The sequence below is a fragment of the Pseudomonas sp. PI1 genome, assembly GCF_000812405.1.
In the GTDB taxonomy this organism is placed as follows: Bacteria; Pseudomonadota; Gammaproteobacteria; order Pseudomonadales; family Pseudomonadaceae; genus Pseudomonas; species Pseudomonas citronellolis.
The window spans coordinates 35,090-55,619 of record NZ_JWMC01000087.1 but is presented as its reverse complement, the minus strand read 5'-3'; the positions used below and the strand labels follow the sequence as shown (position 1 = coordinate 55,619).

At 61.5% G+C, this 20,530-nt stretch carries 23 protein-coding genes, 1 tRNA gene and 2 pseudogenes; 11 read left to right on the top strand and 15 right to left on the bottom strand.

Annotated elements, in window-relative coordinates; all coding sequences use genetic code 11:
• Positions 1 to 7: 7 nt before the first annotated feature.
• The 6 genes from RN02_RS26470 to RN02_RS32815 form a co-directional block, all read right to left on the bottom strand.
• Positions 8 to 349: a type II toxin-antitoxin system HicB family antitoxin gene (locus RN02_RS26470; RefSeq protein WP_043318088.1), complete on the bottom strand. Its 342-nt coding sequence runs from the start codon at positions 347 to 349 to the stop codon at positions 8 to 10.
• Entirely contained in the window at positions 346 to 597 is a 252-nt protein-coding gene (locus tag RN02_RS26465) for a type II toxin-antitoxin system HicA family toxin (protein ID WP_043318085.1), read from the bottom strand. Before RN02_RS26465 ends, RN02_RS26470 begins: the two co-directional genes overlap by 4 nt.
• Before the next feature lie 246 nt (positions 598 to 843).
• Positions 844 to 1,917, bottom strand: coding sequence for a diguanylate cyclase (locus tag RN02_RS26455; RefSeq protein ID WP_043318080.1), 1,074 nt, complete (start codon positions 1,915 to 1,917; stop codon positions 844 to 846).
• Positions 1,918 to 2,067: 150 nt separating this feature from the next.
• A tRNA-Thr gene (locus tag RN02_RS26450) sits at positions 2,068 to 2,143 on the bottom strand.
• Between the two features lie 59 nt (positions 2,144 to 2,202).
• Complete coding sequence (locus RN02_RS32820; protein WP_082033897.1) at positions 2,203 to 3,636, bottom strand: O-antigen ligase family protein; 1,434 nt, start codon at positions 3,634 to 3,636, stop codon at positions 2,203 to 2,205.
• A 60-nt stretch (positions 3,637 to 3,696) separates the two neighbouring features.
• On the bottom strand, positions 3,697 to 4,116 hold the full coding sequence (locus RN02_RS32815; protein ID WP_043318077.1) for a pilin: 420 nt from the start codon (positions 4,114 to 4,116) through the stop codon (positions 3,697 to 3,699).
• Positions 4,117 to 4,345: 229 nt separating this feature from the next.
• Here RN02_RS32815 and pilB point away from each other — a divergent pair, with 229 nt between their 5' ends.
• From pilB to RN02_RS34770, 8 genes and pseudogenes are all read left to right on the top strand, one after another.
• Positions 4,346 to 6,049, top strand: coding sequence for a type IV-A pilus assembly ATPase PilB (gene pilB / locus RN02_RS26440; RefSeq protein WP_043318075.1), 1,704 nt, complete (start codon positions 4,346 to 4,348; stop codon positions 6,047 to 6,049).
• A 3-nt stretch (positions 6,050 to 6,052) separates the two neighbouring features.
• Entirely contained in the window at positions 6,053 to 7,270 is a 1,218-nt protein-coding gene (locus tag RN02_RS26435) for a type II secretion system F family protein (protein ID WP_043318073.1), read from the top strand.
• The gene (locus RN02_RS26430; protein WP_043318069.1) at positions 7,271 to 8,143 is read left to right on the top strand and encodes a prepilin peptidase; all 873 of its coding nucleotides are present in this window, start codon (positions 7,271 to 7,273) and stop codon (positions 8,141 to 8,143) included.
• 73 nt (positions 8,144 to 8,216) lie between these two features.
• Entirely contained in the window at positions 8,217 to 8,825 is a 609-nt protein-coding gene (coaE, locus tag RN02_RS26425; RefSeq protein WP_043318067.1) for a dephospho-CoA kinase, read from the top strand.
• Positions 8,822 to 9,031, top strand: coding sequence for a DNA gyrase inhibitor YacG (yacG, locus tag RN02_RS26420; protein ID WP_043272268.1), 210 nt, complete (start codon positions 8,822 to 8,824; stop codon positions 9,029 to 9,031). Before coaE ends, yacG begins: the two co-directional genes overlap by 4 nt.
• Before the next feature lie 309 nt (positions 9,032 to 9,340).
• Positions 9,341 to 9,580, top strand: a complete 240-nt coding sequence (locus tag RN02_RS26415) for a ribbon-helix-helix domain-containing protein (protein ID WP_043318065.1) — start codon at positions 9,341 to 9,343, stop codon at positions 9,578 to 9,580.
• A pseudogene (locus RN02_RS26410) lies at positions 9,580 to 9,989 on the top strand (putative toxin-antitoxin system toxin component, PIN family). Before RN02_RS26415 ends, RN02_RS26410 begins: the two are co-directional and overlap by 1 nt.
• A gap of 24 nt (positions 9,990 to 10,013) precedes the next feature.
• Positions 10,014 to 10,124, top strand: a pseudogene (locus RN02_RS34770) (DNA gyrase inhibitor YacG); the annotation flags it as partial.
• 380 nt (positions 10,125 to 10,504) lie between these two features.
• Here the strand turns inward: RN02_RS34770 and RN02_RS26405 are convergent.
• The 4 genes from RN02_RS26405 to RN02_RS26390 form a co-directional block, all read right to left on the bottom strand.
• A complete protein-coding gene (locus RN02_RS26405) occupies positions 10,505 to 10,720 on the bottom strand; it encodes a hypothetical protein (protein WP_043318062.1) in 216 nt (71 codons plus the stop codon).
• 107 nt (positions 10,721 to 10,827) lie between these two features.
• Positions 10,828 to 11,544, bottom strand: a complete 717-nt coding sequence (locus RN02_RS26400) for an energy-coupling factor ABC transporter permease (protein WP_043318060.1) — start codon at positions 11,542 to 11,544, stop codon at positions 10,828 to 10,830.
• Complete coding sequence (locus tag RN02_RS26395; RefSeq protein ID WP_043318058.1) at positions 11,541 to 12,017, bottom strand: hypothetical protein; 477 nt, start codon at positions 12,015 to 12,017, stop codon at positions 11,541 to 11,543. The genes RN02_RS26400 and RN02_RS26395 overlap by 4 nt, the downstream gene beginning before the upstream one ends.
• Positions 12,018 to 12,019: 2 nt before the next feature.
• Positions 12,020 to 12,436 carry a GNAT family N-acetyltransferase gene (locus tag RN02_RS26390; protein ID WP_043318056.1) on the bottom strand — a complete coding sequence of 139 codons (417 nt, stop codon included), beginning with the start codon at positions 12,434 to 12,436 and terminating at the stop codon, positions 12,020 to 12,022.
• Between the two features lie 132 nt (positions 12,437 to 12,568).
• Between RN02_RS26390 and RN02_RS26385 the strand changes: the two genes are divergently transcribed.
• The 3 genes from RN02_RS26385 to RN02_RS26375 all read left to right on the top strand — a co-directional run bounded on the left by RN02_RS26385 (position 12,569) and on the right by RN02_RS26375 (position 14,786).
• Positions 12,569 to 13,198, top strand: coding sequence for a DUF1780 domain-containing protein (locus RN02_RS26385; RefSeq protein WP_009617612.1), 630 nt, complete (start codon positions 12,569 to 12,571; stop codon positions 13,196 to 13,198).
• Positions 13,199 to 13,267: 69 nt separating this feature from the next.
• Positions 13,268 to 13,441: a DUF3094 family protein gene (locus tag RN02_RS26380; protein ID WP_009617611.1), complete on the top strand. Its 174-nt coding sequence runs from the start codon at positions 13,268 to 13,270 to the stop codon at positions 13,439 to 13,441.
• Positions 13,442 to 13,487: 46 nt separating this feature from the next.
• Positions 13,488 to 14,786, top strand: coding sequence for an NAD(P)/FAD-dependent oxidoreductase (locus RN02_RS26375; protein ID WP_043318053.1), 1,299 nt, complete (start codon positions 13,488 to 13,490; stop codon positions 14,784 to 14,786).
• Between the two features lie 383 nt (positions 14,787 to 15,169).
• Here RN02_RS26375 and cyoE read toward each other — a convergent pair whose 3' ends face one another.
• The 5 genes from cyoE to cyoA are packed head-to-tail and all read right to left on the bottom strand — an operon-like array spanning position 15,170 to position 19,950.
• Complete coding sequence (gene cyoE / locus RN02_RS26370) at positions 15,170 to 16,057, bottom strand: heme o synthase (RefSeq protein WP_009617609.1); 888 nt, start codon at positions 16,055 to 16,057, stop codon at positions 15,170 to 15,172.
• A gap of 10 nt (positions 16,058 to 16,067) precedes the next feature.
• Positions 16,068 to 16,406 carry a cytochrome o ubiquinol oxidase subunit IV gene (cyoD, locus tag RN02_RS26365; RefSeq protein WP_009617607.1) on the bottom strand — a complete coding sequence of 113 codons (339 nt, stop codon included), beginning with the start codon at positions 16,404 to 16,406 and terminating at the stop codon, positions 16,068 to 16,070.
• Positions 16,406 to 17,035, bottom strand: coding sequence for a cytochrome o ubiquinol oxidase subunit III (gene cyoC, locus RN02_RS26360; protein WP_009617605.1), 630 nt, complete (start codon positions 17,033 to 17,035; stop codon positions 16,406 to 16,408). Before cyoC ends, cyoD begins: the two co-directional genes overlap by 1 nt.
• Positions 17,036 to 17,038: 3 nt before the next feature.
• Positions 17,039 to 19,015 (bottom strand): cytochrome o ubiquinol oxidase subunit I, encoded by a 1,977-nt coding sequence (gene cyoB, locus RN02_RS26355; RefSeq protein WP_009617603.1) that lies wholly within the window; start codon positions 19,013 to 19,015, stop codon positions 17,039 to 17,041.
• Between the two features lie 8 nt (positions 19,016 to 19,023).
• Positions 19,024 to 19,950 carry a ubiquinol oxidase subunit II gene (cyoA, locus tag RN02_RS26350; RefSeq protein ID WP_009617601.1) on the bottom strand — a complete coding sequence of 309 codons (927 nt, stop codon included), beginning with the start codon at positions 19,948 to 19,950 and terminating at the stop codon, positions 19,024 to 19,026.
• Between the last annotated feature and the right edge of the window lie 580 nt (positions 19,951 to 20,530).

Here is a 20,530-nt window from a genome sequence, read left to right as displayed (position 1 = left end):
TTGCGCCTCAGCCGTGGTGCTGCAAATACTCGCTCAGCGCCTGCCGGGTGAGGTCGTTCAGGCTCATGTGCTGCCGGTTGGCTGCCAGGCTCGCTGCCAGATGCAAGTCATGGCCGACCCGCACGTTGAACGATCCCTTGCAAGGCACTTCCGGCTCCTGCCCCTGCGCCTGGCATGTGGCCAGGTAGTCGTCCACCGCCTCGCGGAAAGCGGCCTGCAGTTCGGCCACCGTCTCGCCTTCGTAGTTGACCAGCGCGCGGATGAAGAGCAGCTTGCCGAACAGGCAGTTGTCCTCGGTGCTGGCTTCGATGGAGCCGTAATAGCCCCGGTATTGCAGCAGGTTGTTCACGGAATCAGTTCCCCCGCCTTGAGGTGCTCGATGATCTGGCGCCGGACATAGGCTTTCAGCTCGTTGCACGGGTGCGGCTTGTGAAGGTTGATCAACGCCTGCGGGTCGCCGTTGTCGAACTTGACCCGGCTCCCGCTGCCCTCCAACTGCCTGTAGCCCAGCCAACGCAGCAGTGTCACAAGCTCCTGCCAGGTAAAGCTGGCGCTTTCGTTGAGTAGCTTGGCCAGCAGTTTCTCGTTCCTGGACATGGAGCCCCTTTCATGCAACTAAAAATAGTTGCATGCCATTTGATCGTCAACGGTCCTCTACCCCAGAGACTTGCTTGCCCTGGACCTTGCCAAGGTATGTGATGTGGCCCGGCCAGCCCAAGTCATACGCGCTCAATTGCAAGCGGTGGAAAAGGTGCTGGCGAGCCACCCCGGGCTCTGCGAGCAGGCGCCCCAGGTGGTGGCCGCCATCCAGCACAGCGCCGAGCCTTTCGCCAGGACCTTCGGCTAGGCCCGGCGCGCCGCGGCGTCCAGCTCGGAAGCCAGGACGATGCGGTCGCGTCCCTGCCCCTTGGCCTCGTACAGCGCCTGGTCGGCCCGACGCAGCCACTCGGTGGCGTCGGGCATGGCCGGATCGAAGCCGGCGATGCCGATGCTCAGGCTGACGCGCAATTCCGGCACCCGCTCCCACTCCTCCCCGGCCAGCTCGCGGGACAGCCGCGCCAGGACCTCCCGCGCCGCCTCCGGCTGCAGCCCCGGCAGCAGCACGCAGAACTCATCGCCGCCATAGCGCCCGGCCAGGTCCTCGGCGCGCAGGTGGCTGCGCATGAACTCGCTGAGCCGACGCAACACCAGGTCGCCGATCACGTGCCCGTGGCGGTCGTTGGTGGTCTTGAAGTGGTCGACGTCGATCAACGCCAGCGAAGCGGGCTGCTGCGCCTGCCGGCAATGCTCGAAGGCCTGCTGCAGGCGCTCCTTCCAGTAGCCACGGTTGAACAGTTGGGTCAGGCTGTCGGTGCGGCTCAGGTCGCGCAGCGCCTTCTTGTGTCGCGACAGCTGGATGGCCAGGCGATAGAGCACCAGGCCGATGGTCATGGGGTGGATAACCAGCATGGGAATGCAGGCGTACATCTCGGCCTGGGAGGTATCAGGCGAAAAACCGAAGCCCAGCACCAGGCCGGACAGCGCCATGCCAAACGCCTGCAGCACGAAGCCCTGGGCCACGAACCGCGCCCCGCCCGCCGCGGTGTTGTTCATCGCCAGCATGGAAAGCATCATCACCGAGGGCAGCACGTTGAACTGGATGGTGGCGATCCAGAACCCGCCCATCAGCGAATCGAAGAGCACGAAACGCCGCTCCAGCTCCTTGGGCCGCGGCGAACGCGAAGTGATCTGGTAGGCCATCAGCGGCCACAGATAGCAGAACCACAACAGCAGCCCCCACAGCCAAGGCGAATGCCACTTCCCCCAGAGCACGCCGGCGACACAGAAGAACCCCACGGCCAAACCCACCGCGCGCGGCAAGAGCACGCGCTGGGCATAGGAACGGCTGAACCTGGCGGACTCACTCGACTGCTTCACAGACCGCTCCCTTCCTCACCGAAAGCTTCCCTGGGCAGCGGGAGTATAGTCTGGCAAATGATGGCAGTTCGATAGCACCCGAGCGGCAAGTACGGCAGTTTCGGATCCGGAAAGCAAAAAGCCCCGCCGAAGCGGGGCCTTTGCCAGAGATGGTGCCGGTAAGAGGAATCGAACCCCCGACCTTCTCATTACGAATGAGCTGCTCTACCGACTGAGCTACACCGGCGGGCGGGAGGCGAATCTAGCATTTCGGTAAAAAGAACTTCAACCCCCCAAATCTACTATCTAATCAGAACGCCTCCCAGAGCTGGACGCGCATTCCGACTCAGGAAGCTTCTTGATAATACCGGCCGACCAGAACCTGGGGCGCTCAACCCAGCAAGTCTGCGAAACCACACCACTTTTATTGCGCTCGATAATCCCAGGGACATCCCTGAAAATTACGAAGATCAAGACAGAGCAGAAGGCCATCGAGAAAAACCTCCTAGCACTCAGAGCTGCCCGAGAAATTGGTGATATGGCGTCCTTCTTCGCCACTAACCCCCAGGCCCAACCAACCAGAACAGACAACCAGACCTGTGTGTAGGGCATGACCAAAGACCCATCAAACATTGCATGAGCAAGTGAAGCAATGAAGCTTGCCAGCAGGCAGATCTTGATAGCTCCCGTTGAGCCCCGCTCTTCAAGCCAACCCATTGACCTCAAATACAACAACCAGAGCAACCGAAGTAGAAGAAGTGCCACTAGAACTGCTGAAATACTCCCCCACTCCGACGTCCACTGGAGTATTGCCTGATGCGGATGAGCCCCATATAAATTGGCCAACGCAGCATACTGCATCGGCCCAGCGCCTAACCATGGATGCTCCATCGTCATTTTCCATGCCTGCTCCCACAGGTACTCTCGACCAGAAAGTGACATATTCAGGCGCTCCTCGGCGAGCCCTGAAATTTGTAACCCAAAAAATCCTGGTATTAACTTGAAGAAAACAACGTAGAACCCCAAACCAGCTACTAGCGCTCCCCCTTGATATAGGGAAAACAACCACCCACGCTTGATAAAGATCGGCAGCAACAGGATCGTACAGGCCATACCCAGCCAACTGGCACGAGTGCCTACGCTTATAGTCGAGAACCACCATAGAGAACACAGAAGAAAGAACCAATACCGCCGTCGCCAATTTGCCAACATTGGGACAGCTAGAAGCGGCAGTGACAAAGTCTGAAACTGCCCAAGAAAACGTGGCCAACTGAAGCCATCGAAGAGAAACCACACGATTATTTTCTCGCGAGCCACCACAGCGAAAAAATAAGAAAAAAAGAACTTAGAAAGCAATCCAACCACAACAAAAGTCAACAACCACCATACAGCATTGTCAACAATTTCCCCACAACGAATCCTCCACTCACAAACACAACACACGACAATATAGCAACAAAAGAAAACAGACAACTCGACAAAAGACCAGAATACCTGACTAGAATGCAAGCATGAAACGATCGAGAGAAAGAATATACCTAAGAGAAAAGCTCTAGAATAAAAATCCTCACGCCTGCACCGAAACACCCAAAATAAAATCACTGAAAACAAGAAAATAACGACTTGACCAATTCGTTGCTGGTCATGCCATGACAAATCAGGAGAAACACTGACTAAAGGCAAGAAAAAGAGCAAAATGCACGCTGCTCCGCCTAGAGTTTTTTGTAGCAAATTAAGCATTTAGCCCCCCAAAAAAAAGCCCCGCATATGCAGGGCTTTTATCTCCCGAGCCAGCCGATATCAGCTACCACCTGCACCACAGCTGCCTGGACGATATTTAGCAGCAAGCGTAGTAGTACAGGCCCAAGAACCATCAGCAGCAGTACGAGTCCAAGTAATATTTTTATTATTGAAGTTAGTCTCATTGCCGCCTTTAGTGGCGCAAGCAATAGTAGTTGCAGTAGCTGTTACCGTGCAGTAGGTAGTAGTTCCAGGAACACCAATATAACCAGGATCACTAGCAGTAGTCGAAGGAGTCTTACCTTCGTTCACTGCGACCTCAAAAGCGGTTTTCCCGGGGGTAATTTCGGAAAGAGCCGCAGCAGCCTGGGAACGTACGGTGTAATCCTGATAGGCCGGCAGGGCGATTGCAGCCAGAATACCGATGATCGCGACCACGATCATCAACTCGATAAGGGTGAAGCCTTTTTGAGCCTTCATGAAACTCTCCTTGAGATGGGTAGAGGTCTAGCGACCTGTCAGAAACCAAGCACGTGTCGTGCCAAAATTCCCACACCCAAAATCCAAAGGCTTAGGCAAAAACCTACAGCCAAAGAAATCATTCGAAGGCAATATCTGACAAAAAATGGCACATCGCTACTGGCGCATTTGGCACAGTCGAGTCGGTGCGTTATAAGACCTTCCATCTCAGCTCGAACAATGCCTCCCCATGAACGATCAAGTCGTGCTATCCGGCCTCGCCCGTCAGTTGGTCATCGCCGAGCTACTGGACGAAAGAAGCGCTCAGCAGGCCCAGCAGCAGGCTCAACGCAACAAACTTTCGCTGGTGACTTACCTGGTGCAGAACAAGCTGGTGAAGAGCCGGCCTCTGACCGAGCTAGCCGCCGATCAGTTCGGTGTCGCCTTCTGCGATCTGACGGCCATCGACAAGGACGGCATTCCAAAGGAATTGATCAGCGAGAAGCTAGTACGTCAGCATCGCGTCATTCCGCTCTGGCGGCGCGGCAACAAGCTATTCGTAGGTATATCTGATCCCACGAATCATCAAGCCATCACCGATGTCCAGTTCAGCACCGGCCTGACCACCGAGGCGATTCTGGTCGAGGACGACAAGCTCGGCGACACCATCGAAAAACTCTTCGAAAGTGCCACCGGCGGCCTGGACGATCTGGCCGATGTCGATCTGGATGGGCTGGATATTGAAAGTGGTGACGCAGACCGCAAGGAAGAAAGCATTGGAGGCGATGCTGACGACGCTCCGGTAGTCCGCTTCGTCAACAAGATGCTACTGGACGCCATCAAGGGAGGTTCATCGGACCTGCACTTCGAGCCCTACGAGAAGATCTACCGCGTACGCTTCCGTACCGACGGCATGCTGCATGAGGCGGCCAAGCCTCCTATCCAACTGGCTAGCCGTATCTCGGCGCGCCTAAAGGTGATGGCTGGTCTGGATATTTCCGAAAGGCGCAAGCCTCAGGACGGCCGCATCAAGATGCGGGTGTCCAAGAACAAATCCATCGATTTCCGCGTCAACACCCTACCTACTCTGTGGGGGGAGAAGATCGTGATGCGGATCCTCGACTCGGCCAGCGCGCAAATGGGGATCGACTCGCTCGGCTACGACGAGGATCAGAAAGAGCTCTACCTGGAGGCACTCAAGCAACCTCAGGGCATGATTCTGGTGACAGGTCCGACCGGCTCCGGCAAGACCGTCTCCCTGTATACCGGCCTGAATATCCTCAATACTCCGGACATCAATATCTCCACCGCCGAAGACCCGGTGGAGATCAACCTTGAGGGCATCAACCAGGTCAACGTCAACCCCCGCCAAGGCATGGACTTCGCCCAGGCGCTGCGTGCCTTCCTGCGCCAGGACCCCGATGTGATCATGGTCGGCGAGATTCGCGACCTGGAAACCGCCGAGATTGCCATCAAGGCGGCGCAGACCGGCCACATGGTGATGTCCACCCTGCACACCAACAGTGCCGCGGAAACCCTGACACGCCTGCTGAACATGGGCGTGGCCTCCTTCAACCTGGCCACCTCCACCAACCTGATCATCGCCCAGCGCCTGGCGCGCAAGCTCTGCCCGCACTGCAAGAAGGAACACGACATCCCCAACGAAACCCTCCTCCACGAAGGCTTCCCGGAGGACAAGATCGGCAGCTTCAAGCTGTATTCCCCCGTGGGGTGTGAAAATTGCAAGAACGGCTACAAGGGCCGCGTGGGTATTTATGAAGTGGTTAAAATCACGCCGGCGCTGCAGCGGATTATCATGGAGGAAGGCAACTCCATTCAGATCGCGGAGCAAGCCCGCAAAGAAGGCTTCAATGACCTGCGCACCTCGGGCCTGCTCAAGGCCATGCAAGGCATTACCAGCCTCGAGGAAGTCAACCGCGTGACCAAGGATTAATCCATGGCGGAAAAAGCACTGAAGATGAGCGTCTTTACCTGGGAGGGTACGGATCGCAAGGGCGGGAAGGTAAAAGGGGAGCTTTCCGGCACCAATACCGCGCTGGTCAAGGCGCAACTGCGCAAGCAGGGCATCAACCCGACCAAGGTACGCAAGAAAGGCATTTCGCTGCTGGGCAAGGGCAAGCGAATCAAGCCCCTGGACATCGCCCTCTTTACCCGGCAGATGGCCACCATGATGGGCTCGGGGGTTCCGCTCCTGCAATCCTTCGACATCATTGCCGAAGGCTTCGACAACCCCAACATGCGCAAGCTGGTCGAGGACATCAAGCAGGAAGTCGCGGCCGGTAACAGCCTCGCCAACTCGCTGCGCAGGAAGCCGCAATACTTCGACGACCTCTACTGCAACCTTGTCGATGCTGGTGAACAGTCCGGTGCACTGGAAACGCTGCTGGACCGCGTCGCCACCTACAAGGAAAAGACCGAGTCACTGAAAGCCAAGATCAAGAAAGCGATGACCTATCCCATCGCAGTCATCATCGTGGCACTTGTAGTTTCGGCAATCCTGCTGATCAAAGTCGTCCCCCAGTTCCAATCGGTGTTCGCAGGTTTCGGAGCCGAACTGCCCGCCTTTACCAAGATGGTCATCAACTTGTCAGAAGTGCTCCAGAAATGGTGGATTATTGTCCTGATAGCACTATTTATAATTGCCTTCGCCCTGAAGGAGGCACATAAACGATCGGAGAAATTCCGCGATTCTGTTGACCGCAGCATTCTGAAACTACCGATCGTAGGCGGCATTATCTACAAGTCCGCTGTTGCCCGGTATGCACGCACGCTAGCAACCACCTTCGCAGCAGGTGTTCCCTTGGTGGAGGCGCTGGACTCGGTTGCCGGCGCTACTGGCAACGTCGTTTTTCGTAATGCCGTGAACAAAATCAAGCAAGACGTCTCTTCGGGTACTCAACTCAACTTTTCCATGCGTACCACTGGAGCGTTCCCCACGCTGGCGATACAAATGGCCGCCATTGGTGAAGAATCCGGCTCGCTGGACGCAATGCTGGACAAAGTAGCCACCTACTACGAAGAAGAAGTCGATAACGCCGTCGACAACCTCACCACTCTGATGGAGCCAATGATCATGGCCGTTCTTGGTGTATTGGTAGGCGGCTTGGTCATCGCCATGTACCTCCCCATCTTCCAACTCGGCAACGTCGTCTAAATGTCTGTACTCGACTTCCTGGCCAGCCACGCGCTGGCCTTTGTTTTATGCGCCGCCCTACTCGGCCTGCTGATTGGCAGCTTCCTCAACGTAGTTATCCACCGCCTGCCAAAGATGATGGAACTGGAGTGGCAGCAACAAGCGCGTGACGCTCTTTCCCTGCCTCAGCCTGAGCAGGAGCCCACCTACAACCTGGTCCTACCCAACTCGGCGTGCCCGCACTGCGGCCATGAAATCCGTGCCCGGGAGAATATCCCCGTAGTCAGCTACCTAGCCTTGCGCGGCAAGTGCTCGGCCTGCAAGGCGCCGATCAGTGCGCGTTATCCACTGGTCGAGCTGGCCACCGCTCTGCTCTCCGGCTTCGTTGCCTGGCATTTCGGTTTTACCTGGCAAGCCGGGGCCATGCTGTTGCTGACCTGGGGGCTGCTGGCCATGAGCCTGATCGACGTCGATCACCAGCTACTGCCGGACGCCTTGGTGCTGCCGCTGCTCTGGCTGGGGTTGATCGTCAATTACTTCGGGCTTTTTGCCAGCCTGGGCGATGCGCTCTGGGGCGCGGTGTTCGGTTACCTGAGCCTGTGGTCGGTGTACTGGTTGTTCAAGCTGCTGACCGGCAAGGAAGGCATGGGTTATGGCGACTTCAAGCTGCTGGCCATGCTCGGTGCCTGGGGTGGCTGGCAGCTGTTGCCGCTGACCATTCTGTTCTCGTCCCTGGTCGGGGCCGTGCTGGGGGTCATTCTGCTGCGTCTGCGCAATGCCGAGACCAGCACGCCGATCCCCTTCGGGCCCTATCTGGCCATTGCCGGCTGGATTGCGCTGCTCTGGGGTGATCAAATAACCACTACCTATCTGCAGTTCGCCGGTTTCCGGTAGCTCCTGCTCGAACGCTGGCTCGCCCGGGCCCCCGCGTTCGCGGAGCGACGGGGAGCCTGGCGCGAGGAGTACGATGAAACCCTGGATCCTAGGCCTCACCGGCGGCATCGGCAGCGGCAAGAGCGCCGCCGCCGCCCACTTCGCCAACCTTGGCGTGCACATGGTGGATGCCGACCATGCCGCGCGCTGGGTCGTCGAGACCGGCCGGCCGGCGCTGGCGAGCATCGTGGAGCGCTTCGGCGAAGCCATGCTGCAGCCCGACGGCACCCTGAACCGCGCCGCCCTGCGCGAGCGTATCTTCCAGTCCCCGGAGGAACGCCGCTGGCTGGAGCAGTTGCTGCACCCGCTGATCGGCCAGGAGATCGCCAGCAACCTGGCGCAGGCCGAGTCGCCCTATGCCATCCTGGTTTCGCCGTTGCTGGTGGAGTCCGGGCAGCATCGCATGGCCCAGCGGGTGCTGGTGGTGGATACGCCCGAGCACCTGCAGCTGGAGCGCACCGTGCGCCGGGACAACGTTTCCGAGGAGCAGGTGCGCGCCATTCTGCAGGCGCAGGCGCAGCGCGACGACCGCCTCAAGCATGCCGATGACATACTGCTGAACGACCGCGATCTCGGCCACCTGCAGCGCGAAGTGGAGCGCCTGCACGACTTTTATCTCAGCCTGCGCGGAGGACGCCCATGAGCCAGCCCCTGACCGTTGAATGCCCGACCTGCGGCGCCCCGGTGGAGTGGAGCGCCAAGAGCCTCTACCGCCCCTTCTGTTCCGAACGCTGCAAGCTCATCGACCTGGGCGCCTGGGCCGCCGAGGAGCATGCGATTCCCGGCAACGACCTGGAGGACGATGTGTTCTCCGGGGAGTTGGATGCCCCGCCACTGCGGGGGCATTGAGGGTTCGCGAGGTGGGATGGGCCGGCCTGTTGGCCGGCATCGCGGATGAATCCGCTCCTACACCTTCCGGCAAAACACCCCGTAGGATGGCGTTGAGCGAAGCGATACCCATCACCACCGCATGGGTTTCGCAAGCTCAACCCATCCGTTGAGGCGCACCTCGGCGGCATCGGACGGCTTCACTCCTACATCTAGCGGCCTGTGATTTGCGCGCAGGAACATGCTTCTTCATTGAGGCACTGTTGCACGAACGCCAGAGCTCAGCGCATAAGCACATAAACACACAAGCACCTATTGCAGGAGCTCATCATGGAAACCGTTCGCTGGAACGTCGCTGTCTCAGCCGATACAGACCAGGCGCTACGCATGTTCCTGGCCAGTCAGGGCGGCGGGAGAAAAGGCGACCTGTCTCGCTTCATCGAGGAAGCGGTGCGCGCCCATATCCTGGAACTGAGCGCCGAGCAGGCCAAGGCCGCCAATACCCACCTGAGCGAAGCCGAACTAACCGAGGCGGTTGACGAAGCACTGGCCTGGGCACGTAAACGCTGATGCGGGTCGTACTGGATAGCAATATTCTGTTCAGTGCCCTGATCTCGCCCACGGCGCACACGACGCCATCTACCGCGCCTGGCGGGCAGCTCGCTTCGAGGTAGTGACCTCTCGCCAGCAACTCGACGAAATCCGTAGAGCCAGCCGCTACCCCAAGCTCCAGGCCATCCTCCAGCCAGCCAAGGTCGGCGCCATGATCAACAACCTGCAACGGGCGGTACTCTTGGAACGGTTGAGCATCGAAGCCGAAGCCGACGATCCTGACGATGCCTTCCTGCTGTCCATGGCCGTTGAAGGCGCGGCAGACTACCTGGTGACCGGGGATCGTTGCGCCGGCTTGTTGCAACGTGGTCACATCGGCCGTACCCGGATCATCACACCTGCCCAGTTCTGTGCCGAGGTGCTTTGACCGAAAGCCGGTCGACTGGTCGCGGACCATGTCCAGTTCATCGACCTGGCCGAGGAGCATGCGATTCCCGGCAATGACCTGGAGGACGATGTGTTTTCCGGGGAGTTGGATGCCCCGCCACTGCGGGGGCATTGAGGGTTCGCGAGGTGGGATGGGCCGGCCTGTTGGCCGGCATCGCGGATGAATCCGCTCCTACACCTTCCGGCAATCCCATCCTCCGGGTCCGATGGGTATCGCAAGCTCAACCCATCCTACGAAAAGCACCTCGGCGTAGTCGGCAAGACAGTTGCTCCTACCCCGTCAGCACGCTCCGTAGGATGGTGTTGAGCGAAGCGATACCCATCAACGCGGCCGCATGGGTTTCGCCAAGGCTCAACCCATCCTACGAAAAGCCCCCCGGCGCGGCTTGCAAGACAGTTGCTCCTACATCACCGGCTGGCGGCGATTTTCGTAGGCATGATGGGTATCGCTTCGCTCAACCCATCCTACGGGTGGCCTCGGAGCAATCGGGAGGATCACGGCCGCATGAACGCGTAGTCACGCTCCTCGTCGAGGTTGTCGGCGAGGAAGTGCAGTTCGTGCGCCAGGTCTTCTTCCGTGCGGACCTGGGCGTTGGCCCGCACCACCGAGCTGAGCAGGGCGCGCAGCACCAGTTGCGTGTCCATGCCTGCCGCTTCGGCTTCCAGCAGCAGTTCGTGAAGGCGTTGTTCGGCCCAACTGTGAATGCTCATGCCGTTCTCCATTGCTGTGGGGCAGCAGAGTGTCCTGGCATGGCGGTTATGACGAACTGACCTGAATCAATCCGAGGAAAGGGATGACAGCGGCGAATTGGCTGTCATCAACGCGGCTCATCCTCGTCGTCCTTGCCCTCTTCCTTCTTCTCTTCCTTCCATGGCGCCTGCAGGTAGCGGGTGCGGTTGAAGGTTTCCAGCCAGTCCGGGTAGAACACCACCAGGCCGGTGACCACGGTGCCGTTGATGAAGGCCTCGGGGAACATGATCAGCCACAGGTAGCCGATGAAGTCGTCCAGCCAGGGCGGCATCGGGAAGATGCCGTCGACCCACAGCAGGCCCAGGCCCAGCAGCATGCAGCACAGGGCCGCCAGCGCCGCGGGGAAGAAGCCCGAGCAGAAGATGTAGACGAACAGGTTGCGTGGCTGGCGGCGCTCGACGAACAGCGCGGCCATTTCGGTGATGAACACCGGTACCAGCACCAGCAGCACGCCGTTGACACCGATCGCCGCCCAGTCCTGGCGCCCCAGCAGGCACAGGCCGAGCTGCGCCACCAGGCCGACGAGCAGCGCCAGCGGCCAGTCCAGCAGCAGGGTCACCGCGGTCATGCCGATGAAATGGAACGACAGCCCCGAGGCGAAGTCCCGGCGCACCAGCCACAGCAGGAACAGCGCCAGCATGGTGCCGAACACCAGGTGCTGACGGCGGAAGTCGCTGACCATTTCCACCCAGGGCGCTCGCCACGCGGCGAGCGCCAGCGCGGGCAGGTAGATCGCCCAGCCCAGGGTCAGGCTCTCTTCCGAGAGCAGTTGCGCGGCTATCACTTGGCGACCTGCTCCAGCGCCTCGCGCAGCGCGGGTGCCGAGGCATAGGGCTGGCTGGCCACCACCCTGCCCTGCTGCAGGCTTATCCATAGCACGCTGTCTTCCGGCACCTGGAAGTGGCTGACCACCCGCGGCTCGCGGTCGAGCAGCACGCGGTAGTTGTAGTCGCGCATGGCCGGCACGGCGAACATCTTCGAGATCAGCGAGGGCATGCGGCTGATGTCGGCGACGAAGGCCGCATGGCGTTGCTCCAGGTAACCTTGCGGGCGCCCTTCCAATGCTGCCTTCATCAACTTGCCGCCGGCCATGTCGCGGGCCACCAGCAGGACCTTCAGGTCATCGTTCTGGGTGTAGGGCTTGTCGTACTGGTCGAGCAGCGTCCAGCCCGTCGGGGCGCCCTCCTCGCCGGCGGCCAGGGCCAGCAGCGGGACCAGGGACAGCAAGAGTGCGGCGCAGGTTCTTCTGATGTTCATGCTCAGGCTCCGGCGGAATAGACCAGGATGTCGTCGCGCCGCCCCCAGTCGGCCTGGCCCTCCCAGAAGGCCAGCGCTTCGGGGGCGTCGCGCAGGACGAAGACATGGGACTTGCCGATGCCCAGCCGCGCCAGGCGCGCCAGGGCCTCGTCGAGCATCCGCCGGGCCAGTCCACAGCCGCGGTAGGGCACATCCACCACCAGGTGTTGCAGGTAACCACGGCGGCCGTCGTGGCCGACCAACAGGCTGCCGATCAGCATCCCCTCGGCCTCCAGCACCAGGCTGAGATCGGGGTTGCGCGCCAGGTAGGCGGCGAAGGGTTCGAATTGGTCGTCGCGGCGCAGCTGGATGCCCGGCGTGCGTTCCCAGAGGGCAATGAGCCGCGGGTGGTCGGCGGTCGAGGCGCTGCGCAGGAACATGCTGAAGGGCTCCGGGGAAGGATCGCCACAGTGTACACAGGGCGCCGCCGATTCCGCCGCTTTTGCCCGGCCACGGGGTGAGGCGCCATGTCGCAGCGGGACCGAAGCGCCAGCAGCGGCTAAGCTGTTGATATGAATGAAGCCGATTACCTGCACCTGCTCCGGCGCCAGGCGGAACTGGCCAATGAGTTCCTCTCCAACGCGCGCAAGTGGGACCGGGAGTGCTGGGCCTGCGAGCGCCTGCTGCAGACGCTCAAGGTGCCCTTTCGCCAGGACGAGTTCATCGCGCCGGAACAGCAGCCGCCGGACGTGCTGTTTCGCGATGCCTGCTTCGAGGTGTTCTTCGTCCTCGACGAGGGCCGCCGGCTCAACGAGGAATGGCGCGACGAACTGCAGCGCCGGCGCCTGGCCCAGAGCCTGCGCCAGCTGATCCGCCGCGAGCAGAAGCCCAGGCGGATCAACTGCGCAGAGCTGCAGCGGCGCCTGGCGCCGACCCTGCGCAAGAAGGCGCACAACTACAGCGAGCGCGGCATCGACCCGGGCGAGCTGGACCTGCTCGCCTTCGTCAGCCTCAAGCGCGAAACGCCGGACTTCAACACCCCTTTTCCGCCGCCCACCGAGTTCCTGCGCCAGGGCTGGCGTTCGCTGTCGCTGGTGGGGCCGAACTTCGCCCGGGTGATCTTCGCCCACGACGACGCCCCGGACTTCCTGCGCGACCAGCTCGGTCGCGTGGTGCTGCTGGATAATGGTGTCGGGCTCTGACCGCCGGGTCGGATTGAGCGCGAGCCAACAGCCGACTAGAATGCTCGGCATTAGAAACGGAGGCCGCCCATGCCCAGTCGCTTGAGCCCCGAAGACCAGCAGAAGGTCGAGCAGTACCTCAGCTCGCCCGTTCACCAAGTCGAGCGTGCACCTTTCAAGCCCTGGCTGATGATGGCCGGGCTCACCCTCGTGGTCATCGTCCTGGGACTGCTCAGCCGCCTCCTGGCCTACCTCGCGCACTAGCAGCGCCGCCGGCCCGCACAGGATTCCCTAGCTATGAGTACGTCCCATGTCCCATCGTATCGTGATCGTCGGCGGCGGCGCCGGCGGGCTGGAGCTCGCGACCCGTCTCGGCCGCACCCTGGGTAGGAAGGGCCGCGCCCAGGTCACCCTGGTCGACGCCAACCTCACCCACATCTGGAAACCCCTGCTGCACGAAGTGGCCGCCGGCTCGCTCAACTCCTCGGAGGATGAGCTGAACTACGTCGCCCAGGCGAAATGGAATCACTTCCAGTTCCAGCTCGGCCGGATGAGCGGGCTGGACCGCGCGACCAAACGCATCCAGTTGGCCGCCACTCTCGACGAGGACGGCCGCGAGCTGTTGCCGGCGCGCACCCTGGACTACGACACCCTGGTCCTGGCCATCGGCAGCACCACCAACGACTTCGGCACCACCGGGGCCGCGCAGCACTGCATCTTCCTGGACACCCGCGAGCAGGCCGAGCGCTTCCACAAGCAGCTGCTCACCCACTACCTGCGCGCCCATGCCCGCCAGGGCGAGGACGACCAGATCAGCGTGGCCATCGTCGGCGCCGGCGCCACCGGCGTCGAGCTGTCGGCCGAGCTGCACCATGCCGCGCAGGAGCTGGCCGCCTACGGGCTGACCGGCATCCAGCCGGAGAACATGCGCATCACCCTGATCGAGGCCGGCCCGCGGGTGCTGCCGGCGCTGCCCGAGCGCATCAGCCAGCCGGTGCACCGCACCCTGGAGAAGCTCGGCGTGCGGGTGATGGTCGGCTCGCCGGTCAGCGAGGTGACCGCCGAGGGCCTGAAGACCGCCAGCGGCGAGTTCATCCCCGCCAGCCTCAAGGTCTGGGCCGCCGGCATCCGCGCCTCCAGCCTGCTGAAGGACCTGGACGGCCTTGAGAGCAACCGCATCAACCAGTTGGTGGTGCGCCCGACCCTGCAGACCACCCGCGACGAGAACATCTTCGCCTTCGGCGACTGCGCCGCCTGCCCGCTCGGCAATGGCAGCGAACGCAACGTGCCGCCCCGCGCCCAGGCGGCGCACCAGCAGGCCTCGCTGCTGGCCAAGTCGCTGGTGGCGCGCCTGGACGGCAAGCCGCTGGGGGAATACCGCTACACCGACTACGGCTCGCTGATCTCGCTGTCGCGCTTCAGCGCCGTGGGCAACCTCATGGGCAACCTGATGGGCAGCGTGAAGCTGGAAGGCTGGCTGGCGCGGATGTTCTACATCTCGCTGTACCGCATGCACCAGATGGCGCTGTATGGCGTGACGCGCACGGCGCTGATGATGATCGGCGACCGCATCGGGCGCAGCACCGAGCCGCGGTTGAAGTTGCATTGACGCGCCGGGAAACGGCGGATAACCGCGAACGGTTATGCGCCCTACGCCGAGGCACCTTTCGTAGGATGGGTTGAGTTTACGAAACCCATGCGGTCGTGGTGATGGGTATCGCTTCGCTCAACGCCATCCTACGCCAGGGGGCCCGTACGCCTGTAGGAGCGGATTCATCCGCGATCCGCCCCGTGCTCCCTGTAGGAGCGGGCCCTGCCCGCGATTCGCGCGCAGGGCGCGCTCCTACAGGAGGGTTCGACGGTGGCCTATTGTTCGCGAGCAAGCTCGCTCCTACGAAAAGCCGTGCGCGATCGCAGCGTAACGTTTGCGATGTTTTTCCAGGCATGAAAAAGCCGCCCCGAGAGGCGGCTTTTTCGTACCACTGGCTTGCCTTAGAGCGCGGCGACCAGCGCCGGGGCCGGGAGGCCCTGGAAGTCGATCGACATCATCAGGCTCAGCACGCTGATGGCGATGATGGAGAACGCGAACAGCTTGCGTGCCCACAGGCGATCGTCTTCGGCGCGGAAGCCCGACACGGCGATGAACAGCCACCAGGCGCTGACCGCCAGGGCCACCACCAGGTAACCGTAGCCGGCGAAGCCGGTCAGGGTCAGCAGCAGGGTGGCGGCGCCGAAGGCCAGCACGTAGTAGAGGATCTGCCGCTTGGTCGCTTCGATGCCGCGCGCCACCGGCCACACCGGGATACCCGCCGCCTTGTAGTCGTTCAGGCGGAAGATGGCGATGGCGTAGGAGTGCGGCATCTGCCACAGGCAGAAGATCAGCAGCAGCACCGCGGCGCCCATGTCGAAATGACCGGCCGCGGCGCAGTAGCCCACCACCGGCGGCATGGCCCCGGAGAGGCTGCCCACCAGGGTGCCGTAGATCGAGGTGCGCTTGAGCCACAGGCTGTAGAAGCCGACGTAGACCACGAAGCCGAACGCCGCCATCAGGGTCGCCTGCAGGTTGGTCTTCCACAGCAGCAGGCCGAAGCCGGCCAGGCCGAGCACCACGCCGTGGGCCAGGGCGGCCTTCAGCGAGATCTGCCCGGTCACGGTCACGCGGCCGCGGGTCCGCTCCATGTGGCGGTCGATGTCGCGGTCGATGCAGTTGTTCAGCACGCACCCGCTGGCCACCACCAGCGACAGCCCGATCACCGTCGCCAGCAGCAGCATCGGGTCGACACTGCCGCGCGCGGCGAGGAAGAAGCCCCCCGCCACGGCGATCAGGTTGCCGAAGATGATGCCCGGCTTGGTCACCAGGAGATAACGCTTCAGCTTCACGTCGTCAGCCTCAGTTCACCATCGGCATCATCAGGCCATCGGCGCTGAAGATGATCCACAGCGACAGGCCCACCACCAGCAGGATGACGATCACCGTGAAGATGAACGCCATCACGTTCCAGCGGCCTTCCGAGGACATGTTCATGTGCAGGAAGCACACCAGGTGCACCACCACCTGCACCAGGCCGAGGATGACCATGGTGAGGATGGTCGCGTGGCGGGTGAAGCCGCCGTCCATGACCATGTAGAACGGAATCGCGGTGAGGATGATCGACAGCACGAAACCGATTGCGTAGGAACCCAGGCTGCCGTGGCCGGCGCCGTGGTTGTCGTGTGCAGCGGCGCTCATTACACGGCCCCCATCAGGTAGACGACTGTGAATACGCAGATCCAGACGATGTCCAGGAAGTGCCAGAACAGGCTCAGGCACATCATGCGGGTGTTGGTCTGCGCGGTCAGGCCACGGCTGCCGATCTGCGCCATCAGCACCAGCATCCACAGCAGGCCGGCGGTCACGTGCAGGCCGTGCATGCCGACCAGGGTGAAGAAGGACGACAGGAACGCGCTGCGGCTCGGGCCGAAGCCTTCGACGATCAGGTGATGGAACTCGTTGACTTCCATCGCGATGAACGCGGCGCCGCAGAGGAAGGTCACGCCCAGCCAGGCAATGGCCTTGGCCTTGGCGCCCTTGTGCGCGGCCAGCATGGCCAGGCCGTAGGTGCAGCTGGAGATCAGCAGGATCGCGGTTTCGACGGCCACGTAGGGCAGTTCGAAGATGTCCTTGCCGCTGGGGCCGCCGGCCGTATGGCCGACGAGCACAGCGTAGGTGGCGAAGACACTGGCGAACAGGATGCAGTCGGTCATCAGGTACAGCCAGAAGCCGAAGACCGTCATGCCACCCGCGTCGTGGTGTTCGTGATCGTGGTCATGCCCCGCTTCGTGGGCGACCGAGTGTTTGCTCAATACTGCCGTAGACATGGATCAGACCTGTTTGGCGAGTTGCTGGAAGTGGCGGTTCTCGATGCGCTCGATCTCGTCCGGCTGGACGTAGTAGTCCAGGTCGGTGACGTAGCTGCGCACGATGACGGAGGCGATCATGCCGACGAAGCCGATGCCCGCGAGCCACCAGATGTGCCAGATCGCAGCGAAGCCGAAGATGAAGGCGAACAGCGCGATGGAGAAGCCAGCGGCGGTGTTCTTCGGCATGTGGATCGGCTTGTACGAGGCCGGGGCCTGGTAGGCGCGGCCGTTCTGCTTCATTTCGTGGAAGGCGTCGACGTCACGCACCACCGGCAGCTCGGCGAAGTTGTAGTACGGCGGCGGCGAGGAAGTGGACCATTCCAGGGTACGGCCGCCCCACGGGTCGCCGGTCACGTCGGCCAATTGCTTGCGGTTCTTGATGGAGACGAACAGCTGGATCAGTTGGCTGAGGATGCCGAACAGGATCAGTACGGCGCCGAAGAACGCCACCACCAGGTACGGCTTCCACAGCGGGTTGTCGTAGTGGTTCAGGCGACGGGTCATGCCCATGAAGCCGAGGATGTACAGCGGCATGAAGGCCATGTAGAAGCCGACCAGCCAGCACCAGAAGGAACGCTTGCCCCACTTCTCGTCCAGCTTGAAGCCGAAGGCTTTCGGGAACCAGAAGACGAAGCCGGCCAGGTAGCCGAACACCGCGCCACCGATGATGGTGTTGTGGAAGTGGGCGATCAGGAACAGGCTGTTGTGCAGCAGGAAGTCAGCGCCCGGAATAGCCAGCAGAACGCCGGTCATGCCACCGATGGTGAAGGTGATCATGAAGCCCAGGGTCCACAGGATCGGGGTGTCGAAGCGCAGGCGGCCACGGTAGATGGTGAACAGCCAGTTGAACAGCTTCACCCCGGTGGGGATGGAGATCAGCATGGTCGCAACGCCGAAGAAGCCGTTGACGTCGCCGCCCGAACCCATGGTGAAGAAGTGGTGCAGCCACACGGTGAAGCCGAGGAAGGTGATCGCGGCGCTCGCCCACACCATCGAGGTGTAGCCGAACATACGCTTGCCGGCGAAGGTGGCGGTGACTTCGGAGAAGATACCGAAGGCCGGCAGGATCAGGATGTACACCTCAGGATGGCCCCAGGCCCAGAAGAGGTTGATGTACATCATGGCGTTGCCGCCGAGCTCGTTGGTGAAGAAGTGCATGTCCAGGTAGCGGTCCAGCGACAGCAGGCCCAGGGCCGCGGTCAGGATCGGGAAGGACGCGACGATCAGGATGTTGGCGAAGGTGCAGGTCCAGGTGAAGATCGGCATCTGCATCAGCTTCATGCCCGGGGTGCGCATCTTGAACACGGTGACCAGGAAGTTGATACCGGTCAGCAGCGTACCCATGCCGGATATCTGCAAGGCCCAGATGTAGTAGTCCACACCCACGCCCGGGCTGTAGGCCAGCTCGGACAGCGGCGGGTAGGCCACCCAGCCGGTACGGGCGAATTCGCCCAGGCCCAGGGACACGTTGACCAGCATCGCACTGACCACCAGCAGCCAGAAGCTGAGGGAGTTCAGGAACGGGAAGGCCACGTCGCGGGCGCCGATCTGCAGCGGCACGGCCAGGTTCATCAGGCCGGTCATGAAGGGCATGGCCATGAAGATGATCATGATCATGCCGTGCGCGGTGAAGATCTGGTCGTAGTGCTCAGGCGGCAGGAAGCCGTGGTTGGCGCCTTCGGCCAGGGCCAGTTGGCCGCGCATCATGATGGCGTCGGCGAAGCCGCGCAGCAGCATGATCAGGGCGACGATGATGTACATCACGCCGATCTTCTTGTGGTCGATGGAGGTCAGCCATTCGGTCCACAGGTAGGTCCACTTGCGGTAGTAGGTGATCGCGCCGAAGACGCCGATGCCCAACAGGGCAACGACCGCCAGCGTGACCATGATGATCGGCTCGTGATAAGGCACGGCCGACAGAGTCAGTTTCCCGAACATCTGCGCGGTTACTCCTGGATACTCGGATTGGATTGCGATTCTGCTTCGCCTTCGGCGTGCTCGGCCTTGCCCTTGCCCATGGCCAGACCGGCACGCTCGTGCTTGGTCAGGATGTGCTGGAACAGGTCCGGGGTGACCGAGGAGAAGTAGGTAGCCGGAACGTTCTCGCTCGGCTTGGCCAGCTCGGGGAAGCCTTCCTCGGTGAGGCCGGCCTGGGCGGACTTGACCTTGGCGACCCAGTCCTGGAAGCCCTGCTCGGAAGTGGCGATGGCCTTGAACTTCATGCCGGAGAAGCCGCTGCCGCTGTAGTTCGCGGAGATACCGTCGAACACGCCTTCTTCGTTGGCGATCAGGTGCAGCTTGGTCAGCATCCCGGTCATCGAGTAGATCTGGCTACCCAGTTGCGGGATGAAGAAGGAGTTCATCACGGTGTCCGAGGTGATCTGGAAGTTCACCGGGGTGTCTTTCGGGAAGGCGATCTCGTTGACGGTCGCGATGCCCTGTTCCGGATAGATGAACAGCCACTTCCAGTCCAGCGAGACGGCCTGGATGGTGATCGGCTTGACGTCGGAATCCAGCGGGCGATAGGGGTCCAGCTTGTGGGTGGATTCCCAGGTCAGCCAGCCGAGGATGGCGATGATGATGCAGGGCACCAGCCACACCACCACCTCGATGCGGGTGGAGTGCGCCCAGTCGGGCATGTAGGTGGCCTTGGTGTTGGAAGCGCGGTATTTCCAGGCGAATGCCAGGGTCATGACGATGACCGGCACCACCACGAGCAGCATCAGCAGGGTGCAGGTGATGATCAGCGACTTCTCGTCGACGCCGATCTGCCCCTTGGGGTCGAACAGGACCATGTTGCAGCCACCCAGCGAGAGCAGGGGGAGCAGCACGGACAATCTCTTCAGGTATCCAGAGTACTGGTCTATTTTCATCTTGCGGCCTTAATGGATGAACATAGCTACACCGCCCATGAGATTTACCCACGCAGGGTTCATGCTCGACGAACTGCCCGCCGCGCCTTCCAAGGCGAGACGTCTTAGTGGATCCATGGGGTAGCGAATCGGCGCTGCAAGAAAACAAGGCAAAAGGAACCCAGCCCGGCTTTCGCGTAGCGAAACCGATCCGTGTGCTGATTCGTTCCGTGTTATTCAGCGTGTTGGCGCCTGCCCTGCCGCTTCCTCGGAAGCCTGCCTGGCCGACACCTGTTCACGAGCGGATTGCCCTACTCGTTGTTGAGCGGAAACCCACCACAGTCAGCCCCTCGTTGTTATTCCAGCACCGCCTGCGGCGGGTGCCTGCCAAGGTTCTGCGACGCTGGAACCGAGGCGCTATGGGGTCAGGAATGGGCGGGCGATATTACAAGACATTTCAGAAACCACTGGCAAGGCCTGATGGTCTCATTTTTAACAAGACATTATCTCGCCAGGGTTAAGAGTGGCCGCTGCGACTGCTCGAAAAACGAGCAATCCCCACAGGAAATGCAAGGTTGGAAAGGCGCTTTCCGGAGCCCTC

What these genes read in the sequence shown, in the direction of transcription:
- RN02_RS32815 (WP_043318077.1), bottom strand. Translation starts at nt 4,116, where the DNA reads ATGAAGGCTCAAAAAGGCTTCACCCTTATCGAGTTGATGATCGTGGTC.
- RN02_RS26390 (WP_043318056.1), bottom strand. Translation starts at nt 12,436, where the DNA reads ATGTTCCTGCGCAGCGCCTCGACCGCCGACCACCCGCGGCTCATTGCC.
- coaE (WP_043318067.1), top strand. Translation starts at nt 8,217, where the DNA reads ATGAAACCCTGGATCCTAGGCCTCACCGGCGGCATCGGCAGCGGCAAG.
- RN02_RS26405 (WP_043318062.1), bottom strand. Translation starts at nt 10,720, where the DNA reads ATGAGCATTCACAGTTGGGCCGAACAACGCCTTCACGAACTGCTGCTG.
- cyoB (WP_009617603.1), bottom strand. Translation starts at nt 19,015, where the DNA reads ATGTTCGGGAAACTGACTCTGTCGGCCGTGCCTTATCACGAGCCGATC.
- RN02_RS26435 (WP_043318073.1), top strand. Translation starts at nt 6,053, where the DNA reads ATGGCGGAAAAAGCACTGAAGATGAGCGTCTTTACCTGGGAGGGTACG.
- pilB (WP_043318075.1), top strand. Translation starts at nt 4,346, where the DNA reads ATGAACGATCAAGTCGTGCTATCCGGCCTCGCCCGTCAGTTGGTCATC.
- RN02_RS26415 (WP_043318065.1), top strand. Translation starts at nt 9,341, where the DNA reads ATGGAAACCGTTCGCTGGAACGTCGCTGTCTCAGCCGATACAGACCAG.
- cyoC (WP_009617605.1), bottom strand. Translation starts at nt 17,035, where the DNA reads ATGTCTACGGCAGTATTGAGCAAACACTCGGTCGCCCACGAAGCGGGG.
- cyoA (WP_009617601.1), bottom strand. Translation starts at nt 19,950, where the DNA reads ATGAAAATAGACCAGTACTCTGGATACCTGAAGAGATTGTCCGTGCTG.
- RN02_RS32820 (WP_082033897.1), bottom strand. Translation starts at nt 3,636, where the DNA reads ATGCTTAATTTGCTACAAAAAACTCTAGGCGGAGCAGCGTGCATTTTG.
- RN02_RS26430 (WP_043318069.1), top strand. Translation starts at nt 7,271, where the DNA reads ATGTCTGTACTCGACTTCCTGGCCAGCCACGCGCTGGCCTTTGTTTTA.
- yacG (WP_043272268.1), top strand. Translation starts at nt 8,822, where the DNA reads ATGAGCCAGCCCCTGACCGTTGAATGCCCGACCTGCGGCGCCCCGGTG.
- RN02_RS26380 (WP_009617611.1), top strand. Translation starts at nt 13,268, where the DNA reads ATGCCCAGTCGCTTGAGCCCCGAAGACCAGCAGAAGGTCGAGCAGTAC.
- RN02_RS26395 (WP_043318058.1), bottom strand. Translation starts at nt 12,017, where the DNA reads ATGAACATCAGAAGAACCTGCGCCGCACTCTTGCTGTCCCTGGTCCCG.
- RN02_RS26465 (WP_043318085.1), bottom strand. Translation starts at nt 597, where the DNA reads ATGTCCAGGAACGAGAAACTGCTGGCCAAGCTACTCAACGAAAGCGCC.
- cyoD (WP_009617607.1), bottom strand. Translation starts at nt 16,406, where the DNA reads ATGAGCGCCGCTGCACACGACAACCACGGCGCCGGCCACGGCAGCCTG.
- RN02_RS26385 (WP_009617612.1), top strand. Translation starts at nt 12,569, where the DNA reads ATGAATGAAGCCGATTACCTGCACCTGCTCCGGCGCCAGGCGGAACTG.
- RN02_RS26375 (WP_043318053.1), top strand. Translation starts at nt 13,488, where the DNA reads ATGTCCCATCGTATCGTGATCGTCGGCGGCGGCGCCGGCGGGCTGGAG.